This window comes from Streptomyces filipinensis, from assembly GCF_014649495.1.
Lineage (GTDB): Bacteria > Actinomycetota > Actinomycetes > Streptomycetales > Streptomycetaceae > Streptomyces > Streptomyces filipinensis.
This window is the reverse complement of the sequence record NZ_BMTD01000009.1, coordinates 120,173-131,681: the sequence shown is the minus strand read 5'-3', so window position 1 is coordinate 131,681 and position 11,509 is coordinate 120,173. Positions and strand designations below refer to the sequence as shown.

The window sequence follows — 11,509 nt, the reverse complement described above, 5'->3', positions numbered from 1 at the left end:
ACGCCTTGTGATCTCCCCCGGGGCCCGCGACGCTCCTGCTTGTGGCCGAGCGGGGACCTCCATCATCGTACGGTCGTACCGTGGGCGGGTCAGGGGCGGATGCCCTGTTATGCCCGGTCATTACAGGTGGGCTCAGTCGAAGCGGGCCGCCAGCAGCACCACGTCCTCCTCGCTGTCGGCCGCGTCCACGCCGTCCGGCAGGACCACGCGCAGGACGTGGTCGGCGATGGCACCGGGGTCGTGGCGCACCGTGCGCGGGATGCTCGCGGCGGCCGCGTGCAGCCGGGCGAAGGCACGGTCCATCGAGTCGCCGGTACGGTGCAGCAGCCCGTCGGTGTACAGCAGAACCGTCTCCCCGGCCTCGGCCTGGATCTCCACGCTGGGCGCCTCCCAGCAGGCGAGCATGCCGAGCGGCGCGGAGACGGAGGTCTCGGCGAACTCGGTGCGCCGCTCGCCGATCAGCAGCGGCGGGCTGTGGCCGGCGCCGGCCAGGGTGATCTTGCGCAGGGCGGGCTCGCAGTAGGCGAACAGGGCGGTGGCCGAGCGGGCGGGCTCGGTCAGCCGCAGCAGCAGTTCCAGGTCGGACAGGACCGCGACCGGATCCTCGCCCTCCATCACGGCGTAGGCGCGCAGCGAGGCGCGCAGCCGGCCCATGGCGGCCACGGCGCTCGGCCCCGAGCCGGTGACCGAGCCGACGGAGAGGCCGAGCGCGGCGTCCGGCAGCGGCAGCGCGTCGTACCAGTCGCCTCCGCCGCGCGGGCCGGTGCGGTGCCGGGCGGCCAGCTGGACACCGGGGAGGCGGGGCAGCCGGGTGGGCAGCAGCTCCTCGGTGATGGTCGCCACGCGCGCGCGTGCGCGTGCCACTTCCAGCAGCCGGGCCAGGTGTTCGGTGGCATGGCGGACGTAGAGGCCGGCGAGGTGGCGCCGGCGCTCGTCGGGCTCGGCCGGTTCGTCGTAGAGCCAGACCACGGCGCCGAGGCGGCCGGCGGATTCGGTGGCCAGGAGCAGGGCGTAACTGGCGGCGTAGCCGAGGCGGGCGGCGACCTCGCGGTGCCGGGGATCGAGGCCGTCCTCGGCGAGGAGGTCGGGGTGGACGATCTCGGTGGCCGTGCCGGTGTCGTACGGCAGCGCGCCGCGCGGGACGGTCTCGATGTGGCCGAGGTCGGCGCGGCCGAGGCCGAGGCCGAGCGTGGTGGGGGGCCCGAGTCCGTCGCCGGGCTCCAGGGCGACGAGGCCGCGGCGGGCGCCGACGAGGGCGGCTCCGGCGCGCAGCAGCTCGTGGAGGGCGGGCTCCAGGGCGTTGGTGCGGGACAGGCGCTCGGTGAGTTCGTGGAGGGTGGTGAGGTCCGAGACCCAGCCGGCCAGCCGGTCCTGGAGCAGGGCACTGGGGGCGGGGCCGTGCGGCGCGGGGACGGCGGGCGCGTCCGGGGACGGGCCGACGCCGGGGGCGGGAGGCGTGGGCGCGACAGTGTGTGCGGGCGTGGGAACCGCTGAATCGATTCCGGCCACTTTCGGAGGGTGCGGGGCGCTCATGGCGTCCGGCCTTCAGACCGGTGCGTATTGCTGAAAAGCATCGCAAACCCCCATGTCATTCTGCGCCGCTAGCAGTGTCTCCACATGTACACGCACTCGTGAGGGGATGTCCAGCATTGTCCTGCTGGGATTCCTGGTGTCCATGGGGTTGGTGAGGGTTTCTTCCGAACCCCTTGCCTTACTGCCAAGTTGGCTGAAAACTGCCTCGGGTAATGGTTCATTGCGGTCGACTGGCCTTGCTCCACGGAGCGTCACAGCGGTCGTGATGGGTACGTACTCGGAGAAGGCCAGGGGTGGTTGGGGGCCACCCGGAACCTGGCGACGGACCCGGGCGTCATAGCCACCGACGGCCGAGCCCCATCCTCCCTGGCGGAGGCGGAGAGAACCACGCGCGACGGCAAAACGCCATACTTCGCCACCCCCACGCCGCAACCGTGCTAGTGACAGACGCACTAGGGACGCGGCCCGTGCTCGACCCCCTGGGGTTCCCCCTGCCGTGAGCAGGGGCGTGATGCGCCAACAGGTACGCACAGTGAAGTGATCGACACATGACGTGATGTGGACCACGGTGTTGCCAGCGGTGCAACGGAAAGGAACGAGCGCTCATGCGCGAGATCCTCGGAAGGCGACGCAGGCTCCTGTCCAGGTGGAACGACGGGAGGCGCAGGCGGGACGACAAAAGGCCTGAGCTGATCGGCTCGGCCCTGACCTTCGCGACCGAGTGGCACTGGCCCGTCCTCCCGGGGGTGGCCCCGGACCCGCAGGGACGGACCCGCTGCGCCTGCCCCGACCCGGAGTGCACGGTGCCCGGTGCGCACCCCTTCGATCCCGGCCTGCTCGCGGCCACGACCGACGCGCGGATGGTGCGCTGGTGGTGGACCAATCGGCCGAACGCGCCGATCGTCCTGGCCACCGGCGGCAGGGCGCCCTGCGCGGTCAGCCTGCCGGCGCTCGCCGCCGCGCGCGCCCTCGCCCTGCTCGACCGGCGGGGCATGCGCCTCGGCCCGGTGGTCGCCGCGCCGAACCGCTGGTCGCTGCTCGTCAAGCCGTACTCCATGGAGCAGTTGGGCGAACTGCTCTACGCCAAGGACTTCGTCCCCGGCTCCCTGCGCTTCCACGGGGAGGGCGGCTATCTCGCCCTGCCCCCGTCCGAGACGGGCCAGGGCGCCGTCCGCTGGGAGCGCGCTCCGCTGGCCGGTTCGGCGGCGCCCTGGGTGCCCGATGTGGAGGCCGTCGTCGACGCAGTGATCGACGCCCTCACTCGTACGGGTGTGAGCGCGCCCGAGTTGTAGGAGTGTCGGGCGCGGCCAAGGGAGCAAACCCCCCTGGATCGTTATCTTCCGCACATGCTGCGAATTTCTGGGGGACATGCCCGTCGACACTCCGGGCGGCACGGCCGTAGATCGCCACAGCGCGGCGGACCGGAATCCCCAAGGTTGCGGCTGCTCGCGCTCCTCGGTGTCGTGACGGCCGCGGTCGTGCTGCCGCTGGCCGTGGCGTCCGCGGGGCAGGTGGGCGAGGCGGCCCGGCACGCGATGGCCGGCAAGCCGCACGGCACCCCGACCGCGGGGAGCAAGGACGGCGCCGGCTCTCGCCACGACGAGCCCGGTCCCCACGGGGACGGCCCCGGCTCCCGGGGGGACGGCGCCGGGTCCGCGGACGGCAAGCTCCCCCTGCCCGGCGAGGCGCACCGGCTGCTCGGGCTCGGCCTGGCGACGGCCGCGCGGTGCGGTCCCCAGCTCACCTCCCCGGACGGCATCGAGGCGCAGACCTGTGTGCTGACCCAGGGCAAGGACACCTGGGCCCGCACCTACTACCGCAACGCCACCGGCAAGCCGCTGGACTCCGTGCTGAGCCTGATGGGTCCGGGCGGCCACACGTTGCAGATGCGCTGTGTCACGAGCACCGACGACGAGCCCGCCACCTGCGAGACACCGCGCGAGCACACCAAGGGCGGACCGGACGCCTACACGGCCGTCACCGAGTTCGCCTCACGCGGAGCCGACGGCACCCTGCTGCTGCGCTCGGGCAGCGACTCGACGCACTTCGACGGCAACTCCGTCACGCAGAAGGGCAGTTGACGGCCCGCGGCGCGCTGTGCACCGCACGCGAAGACGGAAAGACCCGGTTGCTGGCGACGGGGGATGCACCAGCAACCGGGCTACTGGAACGGTAACAAGAGATCGGCGGTTCGCAAATTCCGCCTCGGTCATTCAGCCACCGATTTCCCTGTCACCACGGGGAGTTGTGACAGGAGTCACCTGCTGCGCGGGCCGCGACCACGCCTTACCGACCGTTCAGTTGCGACCCGCGCGCGTGCCGTCAGCTGAGCGTGACCTGCCGGTTGGTCAGTCCGCCGCGCGCCCGGCGCTCGTCCGCCGTGAGCGGCCCGGTGGCGGCCAGGGCCGCGGCCAGACGCTCGGCGAACTCGGCGGCAGGCTTCTCCACGTCGTCCGCGGTGACCCCGCTCGGCAGGTCCCAGACCGGCACGGTGAGGCCGTGAGCACGGAAGGAGCCCACGAGCCGGGTGCCCTCGCCCAGGCTGGAGCGGCCCGCCGCGTGCAGCCGCGCGAGAGCGTCCAGAAGCTGCTCCTCGGGATGCGGCATCACCCAGCGCAGGTGGTTCTTCTCCGGGGTCTGGCACCAGTACGCGGCGTCCACGCCGGTGAGCTTCGCCGTCGGGATGGCGGCGGCGTTGGCCCGCTCCAGGGAGGCGGTCACCTCCGGCGCGGCGTTCTCCGCGTCCGGCACCCAGAACTCGAAGCCGCTGTGCACGACCGGAGCGAACGGCGCCTCGGGGGCGAGCAGGTCCTGCAGCCGCGGACCGCCGGCCGGGGCGCGACGGCCCTGTACCGGGGTGCCGGGGTCGGTCCGGAGCGCGCGCTGGAGGGTGTCGGCGAGGTCGCGGCTGAGATCACCGGACGCCGTGTCGTTCTGCAGGCCGAGCAGGACCGAGCCGTCGTCGCGCCGCAGCGCGGGCCAGGCCATCGGCAGCACGGTGGCGAGCGTGACGGACGGAACGTCCTCGGGCAGGCCGTCCTTGAGGGTCAGCTCGACCGTCGCGGCCGGCACCAGCTCGCGCAGCGCCACCCAGTCGCACTCGCCGGGCAGCCCCTCGAACGGGCGCTGCACCAGCTCCGTCGCCGCATGTGCCGCGGCCCGGCCGTGGCACGCCTTGTAGCGCCGGCCGCTGCCGCAGGGGCAGGGCTCGCGGGCGCCGACCACCGGAATCTGTCCATCAGCGCCTGCGGCGGGGGCGCCGCCGCTCTGCTGTGACCGCCCGGCCTTCGTCTGGGGTCGCTTCTTGGCCATCGTGGGTGTCTCCCGGTTGCGGCTCTTCTCGTACGGTCGCGAGCCTAGCCGTTCGGGCCATCACCGGCGGGAACCTGTGGACAACGCAGGCCTGTTGGACGCCAGGGGAGTGAACCTGTGGACAACCCCGGGGTGCCACCGCGGCCCGCTCCGGGCCTCCCGGCCCTCGGGCCTGTCGGTCGGCCCCTGGGCCTGTCGGTCCGGGCCCCGCCGGACGCGCGGCCGGGACCGGGCCGTTCAGTCCAGGTCCTCGAAGGCGTCCGCGAAGTCCAGGTGGGCCATGTCCGCCAGCGCGGGGGAGGTGACGCGCGTAGCGAAACCGTCCGGGCGTGCCCCGGCATCGGGATCGTGGACGTCCTCGTGGACCACCACCCAGACCGTCACCTCGCCGTGGACCCCGTCCCGGACACCCCAGTCGTCGGCGAGGGCCGTGATGATGTTCAGCCCACGGCCGCCGTGCGCGGTCACCGACGGGGTGGCCGGCGCCGGGCGGGTCGGACCGCCGCCGTCCGTCACCTCGACGATGAGCCGGCCGCGCAGGTCGACCCGCCACGCGGCGCGCACGTCCCCGTCGCCCGACAGCGCGTCGCCCAAGGGCCGCCCGTGTTTGCAGGCGTTGCTCAACAATTCGGAAAGGATCAGTACGGCATCGTCGACGACCGATTCGGCCACGCCCCCGCTGCGCAACTGTGAACGCATCCGGTGCCTTGCCTTCCCCACGCCCGCAGGGCCATGGGGTACGGCCATGCTCGACGACGTGGGCACCTCCTGTGCCACCACCAACGCCACCCCCGAGACCTCCTTTGCCCCACGCCACGGTGTGGATGCCCCATTGGCCTGTACCGGAAACCGGCCAATCCCCTTCCGCTGACGCGTTCGCAACGGGTCTGTACGGAGCGAACGCGCCGGAGCACTCCCTGTGACGAAGGCGCTGTTCCTGTGGTCGTCGCATGGCTGGATTTCAATGGTGTGGCCGAGAAGGGAGGATTCAGCAGCCGTACAGCCGGGTCAAGGGATGCGCACAGCTCTTTACCGGTCTCTTGAGGTCACACGCGCCCCAGCTGTCGCAGGACGGCGCGCGGCCGGTTGGTGATGATGGCGTCGATGCCCAGGTCCACGCAGAGATCGACGTCCTCGGGCTCGTTCACGGTCCACACGTGCACCTGGTGGCCGGCGGCTTTCAGCCGTTCCACATAGCCGGGGTGGTTGCGCAGGATGCGGATCGAGGGCCCCGCGATGCGCACGCCCGCGGGCAGGCGTCCGTCGCGCAGCCGCGGGGTGAGGAACTGCACCAGGTAGACCGTCGGCAGCGTGGGCGCGGCGGCACGCACGCGGTGCAGCGAACGCGCCGAGAAGCTCATGATCCGGACCGGGGACTCGGCGGCGGAGGCCGGTGCGTCCAGGCCGAAGCGCTTCAGCAGCGTCAGCAGCCGCTCCTCGACCTGGCCCGCCCAGCGCGTGGGGTGCTTGGTCTCGATGGCCAGTTCCACCCGCCGCCCGGCGTCCGCGACCAGCTCCAGCAGCCGCTCCAGGGTGAGCACCGCGGTGTCCGCGGGGTCCTCCGGACGGTGCACCCAGTCGGGCTCCTCGTCCCGTCCGCGCCAGGCGTCGCGCGTCTTCCAGGAGCCGAAGTCGAGGGCGGCGAGATCGGCCAGTTCCAGCGCGGAGACGGCGCCGCGGCCGTTGGATGTACGGTTCACCCGCCGGTCGTGGACGCAGACCAGATGGCCGTCGGCGGTCAGCCGTACGTCGCACTCAAGGGCGTCGGCGCCGTCCTCGATCGCCTTCTTGTAGGCGGCCAGCGTGTGCTCGGGTGCGTCCTCGGATGCGCCTCGGTGGGCTACGACCTGGATGGAGCGCTGTGGTGCGTGGGTCACCGCGTCATGGTGCCACCGTCGCGGGCGGGCGTGGCGGCGTGGAGGCGTCCGTGCGGCGAACGGCAGCGTGCGCGCTGTTCATTTATATAACTTTTGCCTGAAAAGTCTTATATAAAGAGAACCCCCGGACCCACAGCCACCGCTTATCGTGCTCTGACGGCCCGTGGGAAAAGCTGACTGCATACAACGGGACAACAGCCGTGGATCGAGGAGAAGAGCTGTGAGCACCGAGAACGAGGGCAACGAGGTACCCCCGGCCCCGTCCGCACCTCCCGTGCCGGTGGCCTCTCCCCCCTCCCCACAGGGCCCCGCGCCCGAGGGGAACGCGCCGACGGCTCCCCTCCCGCCGGTGCCCCAGGGCGCTCCGGCCTCGGCCGCGCAGGCCGGCCCGGCCGGCGCACCGCACGCCTCGGGCCCGGCCCCCGACGGCTCCTGGCCGCCCCCGCCGCCGGCCACCCCGCCGTACGGCGACGGCCCGGCCTACGGCGACGGCGGCGCGGGCGGCTTCGGCGGCGCGGGTGGCGCGGGCGGCTTCGGCGGCGCGGGGGGCTTCGGTGGCGCCGGCGGTGGGGGTGGCTGGGGAGCGTCGTACCAGCAGCCCGCCCCCAGGCCGCGCAGCGGGCGCGGCGGCCTGGTCGCCGCGGTCCTGGTGGCCGCGCTGGTCGCGGGCGGCCTGGGCGGTGGTCTCGGCTACACCCTGGCCAAGGACAACGACAGCACCGGCTCCACCACCGTCTCCGCCTCCGACAGCAGCGCGGCGCAGGTCAAGCGTGCCCCCGGCACGATCGCCAACGTGGCGGCCCGGGCGCTGCCCAGCACGGTCACCATCGAGGCGGAGAGCACCAGCGGCGAGGGCGGCACCGGCACCGGCTTCGTCTTCGACAAGCAGGGTCACATCGTCACCAACAACCACGTGGTGGCGGACGCGGTGGACGGCGGCAAGCTCACGGCCACCTTCCCGAACGGCAAGAAGTACGACGCGGAGATCGTCGGCCACGCGCAGGGCTACGACGTCGCCGTCATCAAGCTCAAGAACGCCCCGTCGGACCTCAACCCGCTCGCGCTCGGCGACTCCGACAAGGTGGCCGTCGGCGACGAGACGATCGCCATCGGCGCCCCCTTCGGCCTGTCCAACACGGTCACCACGGGCATCATCAGCGCCAAGGACCGCCCGGTGGCCTCCAGCGACGGCAGCTCCACCAGCAAGGCGTCCTACATGAGCGCCCTGCAGACCGACGCGTCCATCAACCCGGGCAACTCCGGTGGCCCGCTGCTGGACGCCTCGGGCGCGGTGATCGGCATCAACTCCGCGATCCAGTCCAGCAGCAGCGGTGGATTCGGCGGCTCCGGCCAGTCCGGCTCGATCGGCCTGGGCTTCGCCATCCCGATCAACCAGGCCAAGTACGTGGCCCAGCAGCTGATCAAGAACGGCAAGCCGGTGTACGCCAAGATCGGTGCGTCCGTCTCGCTGGAGGACTCCTCCGACGGCGCGAAGATCACCGACCAGGGCACGGGCGGTTCCGCCCCGGTCGAGTCGGGCGGCCCGGCCGACAAGGCGGGCCTCAAGCCCGGCGACGTGATCACCAAGCTGGACGACATGGTGATCGACAGCGGTCCCACCCTGATCGGCGAGATCTGGACCCACAAGCCCGGCGACAAGGTCACCCTCACCTACGAGCGCTCCGGCAAGGAACACACCGCCGAACTCACCCTGGGCTCCCGCGTCGGCGACAACTGACCGGCACTCGCGCGCGCCGACCCGTTACCCTTGTCCCCGCGCCGCCGATCTCGGCCGGCGCGGGGAGGTGTGCCCGAGCGGCCTAAGGGAACGGTCTTGAAAACCGTCGTGGCAGCGATGTCACCGTGGGTTCAAATCCCACCGCCTCCGCGCTGACAGCGCTGAGAACGGCCCCTGACCTGGGTACTTGGTCAGGGGCCGTTGCCGTGTCCGGAAAAGTGGGTCTCCGGCCGGACCGTACTCGCCCCGCGCTCAGGGCCGTTCGGTGTGCGGAGGTGGCCCTCACGGCCGGTGGCCCTCAAGGCCGGTGGCCCGTCATCCGGGCCGCCGACGCGATCGTCGCGCGGGCCTCGTGTTCGGTCAGGCCGGTGCCGAGGGCCGCCTCGATCAGCGGGGCGAGCAGGGCGGGGCCGATGCCGTTCTCGTAGGCGCGGCAGGCCGCCCAGAAGAGGCGGGTGTTGCGCTGGCCCTCGTGGGCGGTCAGGACGAAGTGGACCAGGCCGCGGCCGTGGTCGCCGGCGGGCGCGGGCCCCGGATGGGCCGTGCGGGGCGGCGGCAGGAGGAGCCGGAGCAGGGCCGGCGGGCAGGGGGCGGGGGTCAGGTGGGCGGTGCCGGGGGCGGCGGTGTAGAGGCCGTGGTCGGTACGGGAGCCGGGGCCGACGAGGTAGCCGCCGGCCCCGCGGATGTCGATGCCGGGGGCGAGGCGTCCGGCCGAGTTGGGTACGACGGTGTCCGGCGGGCCGGTCAGCCACAGGTGGCGGCCGCCGCTCGGGGTGAGGACGACGACCGTCTCGGGGATCGTGAACAGGTGGCGCAGGGCCAGTTCGCGCAGGGCCGCCGAGGAGTCGGTGCCGGTCTTGGTGTCCAGGTCGACGCCGATCAGGCGGTACGGCGGCAGCCCGCAGGCGATGCCGTAGCCGGTGGCCCAGGGCGCGGCGGCGAACAGCTCGCGGATGCGGACCGGGTCGGTCGAGGCGTCGTACACACCGTGGCCGAAGCGCCCGCACGCGCCGTGGCAGCGCGCTCCGGCCGGGGCGGGGTCGTCGCGGTGGGGGGAGCGCAGGGCCGGGAGCTTCGTCCGGGACAGGGGGAGGACGGCCAGGCCGCGTTCGGCGGCTGACAGGGCGTGTGCGAGGGCCAGCGTCGTGGCCTGCCGGTCGGTGGTGGCCATACTTCTATGTTCGTACGTACGTTCGAAAAAGGGAAGGGGGATCGCCGCGGCGCGCCGGATGAGGAGAAATTGGCCGGATGTTCGAAGGAACGATTCGCTCCTTGTGTCGCTTGAGGGCGGGTGATGTCTTCTGAGCCCTCCTGGGGAGGGTGGGGGGCGAAAGGTGACGTGAGGGGTTTATCGACTTGTCATCACGCTTGCGTGCGAATAGCGGCTTCCGGGGTGGTTCGCCGGGGATTCGGTGGGCAACTCTGGTCTCGCGACGTCGTCCACGAACGTCAGAGCGGTCGGCCAACCGCACTGACACAAGCCGTAGTTCACGTACTGCCGGCCCTAGGGCCGCCGAGTGCTTGGTTCTGGAGGAACAACATGGCAAGCATCCGTACCGCCCGCGTTCTCGCCACCGTCGCCGCGCTCCCGCTCGCAGCCGCTCTCTTCGGCGGCGTGGCGGCAGCGGACAACGGTGCCTTCGCGGACAACGGATCGAACGCGGGTGTGTCGTCCATCATCGGCAGCGGAGTCGGTCACAACAACAACGGCAACTCGTCCACCACGCTGCAGAACGCGGTTGGTACCGGCGCGTCGAACCAGAGCAATACCGCCCAGGTCGATCATTCCCCGTTCACAGCCATCCGGCAGGGCAACGAGAACGTCACCGTCCACTTCACCCAGCTGTGGTGAGCCTCGGGCGAGGTCCCTCCCGGTGAGGGTCCTCGTGGGGTGTGCTTCGGGGTCGTGACACGTCTGCGCGGCGGTACTTCGGTGCCGCCGCGCAGGCGTTTTCCGGCGGCGCCGTGCGCGGCCTCCGGCCGTGGTCTCCGCCGTGGTGTCCGAACCGGGATGCGGGCGACCGTCCTTGACAGCCGACCGTATCTGACGGACAGTCAGAAATTGTCCGGGTGGCTCGGGATGACGAGGGAGCTGCGGTGAGCACGGCAGACGTGGTGTCCGACCCCCTCGGCGCGCGGCTCAAGGCGTACGAGGGTGCGCCGGCCGCTGTCGCCGGGGTGGGCAAGGACCCGGTGAACGCCCCGATGATCCGGCACTGGTGCGAGGCCATGGGCGACACCAACCCGGCCTACTCCGGCCCGGACGCCATCGCCCCGCCCACCATGCTCCAGGCCTGGACGATGGGCGGCCTGTCCGGACACGAGGGCCGCACCGGCGCCTACGACGAGCTGCTGTCCCTCCTCGACACCTCGGGCTGCACGGCGGTGGTGGCCACCGACTGCGAGCAGGAGTACCTGCGGCCCCTGCGCCCGGGCGACCGGGTCACGTTCGACTCCGTGATCGAGTCGGTCTCCGGCCGCAAGACGACCAAGCTGGGTACCGGGTACTTCGTCACGACCCGCACGGACGTCCGGGTCGAGGGCGAGCTCGTGGGCACGCACCGCTTCCGCATCCTCAAGTACGCCCCGGCCCGCCGCCCACCCAGGGCCGCACGTCCGCGCCCGGTGGTCGACCGGGACAACGCCGGCTTCTGGCAGGGCGTGTCCGAGCACCGGCTCCTCATCCAGCGCTGCGCGGACTGCGGCACGGTGCGCCACCCCTGGCTGCCGGGCTGCAACGCGTGCGGCTGCCTCGACTGGGACACGGTCGAGGCGAGCGGCGCGGGGACCGTCTACTCGTACGTGGTGATGCACCACCCGCCCTTCCCCGCCTTCACCGAGTCCGGGCACGCCACTGACGCGGCCGGTCCCTACGCGGTCGCGCTCGTCGAACTCGCCGAGGGTGTGCGGATGGTGAGCAACGTGGTCGGGGTGCCGTACGACAAGGTGCGCATCGGTCTGCCGGTCCGGGCGGAGTTCCGCACCTACGAGGACGCGGAGGGCGCGCTGGTCCTGCCGGTCTTCCGGGGCGTCGAGGGCGGGGAGTGAG

At 72.3% G+C, this 11,509-nt stretch carries 10 protein-coding genes and 1 tRNA gene; 6 read left to right on the top strand and 5 right to left on the bottom strand.

What is annotated here, in order from left to right; all coding sequences use genetic code 11:
- Positions 1-132 precede the first annotated feature (132 nt).
- Entirely contained in the window at positions 133-1,533 is a 1,401-nt protein-coding gene (locus IE244_RS21095) for a PP2C family protein-serine/threonine phosphatase (protein ID WP_191875109.1), read from the bottom strand.
- 605 nt (positions 1,534-2,138) lie between these two features.
- On the opposite strand from IE244_RS21095, the gene IE244_RS21090 reads away from it, so the two are divergent.
- Both IE244_RS21090 and IE244_RS21085 read left to right on the top strand, forming a co-directional pair.
- A complete protein-coding gene (locus IE244_RS21090; protein ID WP_191875108.1) occupies positions 2,139-2,825 on the top strand; it encodes a bifunctional DNA primase/polymerase in 687 nt (228 codons plus the stop codon).
- Between the two features lie 171 nt (positions 2,826-2,996).
- A complete protein-coding gene (locus tag IE244_RS21085) occupies positions 2,997-3,614 on the top strand; it encodes a hypothetical protein (RefSeq protein WP_229854255.1) in 618 nt (205 codons plus the stop codon).
- Between the two features lie 241 nt (positions 3,615-3,855).
- Here IE244_RS21085 and IE244_RS21080 read toward each other — a convergent pair whose 3' ends face one another.
- The 3 genes from IE244_RS21080 to IE244_RS21070 all read right to left on the bottom strand — a co-directional run bounded on the left by IE244_RS21080 (position 3,856) and on the right by IE244_RS21070 (position 6,722).
- Positions 3,856-4,845 (bottom strand): DUF5926 family protein, encoded by a 990-nt coding sequence (locus tag IE244_RS21080; protein WP_191875106.1) that lies wholly within the window; start codon positions 4,843-4,845, stop codon positions 3,856-3,858.
- Positions 4,846-5,082: 237 nt separating this feature from the next.
- Positions 5,083-5,634, bottom strand: coding sequence for an ATP-binding protein (locus IE244_RS21075; RefSeq protein WP_229854254.1), 552 nt, complete (start codon positions 5,632-5,634; stop codon positions 5,083-5,085).
- 257 nt (positions 5,635-5,891) lie between these two features.
- Entirely contained in the window at positions 5,892-6,722 is an 831-nt protein-coding gene (locus tag IE244_RS21070; RefSeq protein WP_191875105.1) for a glycerophosphodiester phosphodiesterase, read from the bottom strand.
- A gap of 220 nt (positions 6,723-6,942) precedes the next feature.
- Here IE244_RS21070 and IE244_RS21065 point away from each other — a divergent pair, with 220 nt between their 5' ends.
- Both IE244_RS21065 and IE244_RS21060 read left to right on the top strand, forming a co-directional pair.
- Positions 6,943-8,460, top strand: coding sequence for a S1C family serine protease (locus IE244_RS21065; protein ID WP_191875104.1), 1,518 nt, complete (start codon positions 6,943-6,945; stop codon positions 8,458-8,460).
- Between the two features lie 63 nt (positions 8,461-8,523).
- Positions 8,524-8,610 (top strand) — tRNA-Ser (locus IE244_RS21060).
- Between the two features lie 148 nt (positions 8,611-8,758).
- Here IE244_RS21060 and IE244_RS21055 read toward each other — a convergent pair.
- Positions 8,759-9,631: a bifunctional DNA primase/polymerase gene (locus tag IE244_RS21055; RefSeq protein WP_191875103.1), complete on the bottom strand. Its 873-nt coding sequence runs from the start codon at positions 9,629-9,631 to the stop codon at positions 8,759-8,761.
- Positions 9,632-10,000: 369 nt separating this feature from the next.
- On the opposite strand from IE244_RS21055, the gene IE244_RS21050 reads away from it, so the two are divergent.
- On the top strand, positions 10,001-10,312 hold the full coding sequence (locus tag IE244_RS21050; RefSeq protein WP_191875102.1) for a hypothetical protein: 312 nt from the start codon (positions 10,001-10,003) through the stop codon (positions 10,310-10,312).
- 245 nt (positions 10,313-10,557) lie between these two features.
- Positions 10,558-11,508, top strand: a complete 951-nt coding sequence (locus IE244_RS21045; protein ID WP_229854253.1) for a bifunctional MaoC family dehydratase N-terminal/OB-fold nucleic acid binding domain-containing protein — start codon at positions 10,558-10,560, stop codon at positions 11,506-11,508.
- Position 11,509 lies beyond the last annotated feature (1 nt).

Bases quoted from the DNA above. Each gene is read 5' to 3' on its own strand.
- IE244_RS21095 (WP_191875109.1), bottom strand. From the start codon at position 1,533: ATGAGCGCCCCGCACCCTCCGAAAGTGGCCGGAATCGATTCAGCGGTT.
- IE244_RS21080 (WP_191875106.1), bottom strand. From the start codon at position 4,845: ATGGCCAAGAAGCGACCCCAGACGAAGGCCGGGCGGTCACAGCAGAGC.
- IE244_RS21055 (WP_191875103.1), bottom strand. From the start codon at position 9,631: ATGGCCACCACCGACCGGCAGGCCACGACGCTGGCCCTCGCACACGCC.
- IE244_RS21050 (WP_191875102.1), top strand. From the start codon at position 10,001: ATGGCAAGCATCCGTACCGCCCGCGTTCTCGCCACCGTCGCCGCGCTC.
- IE244_RS21090 (WP_191875108.1), top strand. From the start codon at position 2,139: ATGCGCGAGATCCTCGGAAGGCGACGCAGGCTCCTGTCCAGGTGGAAC.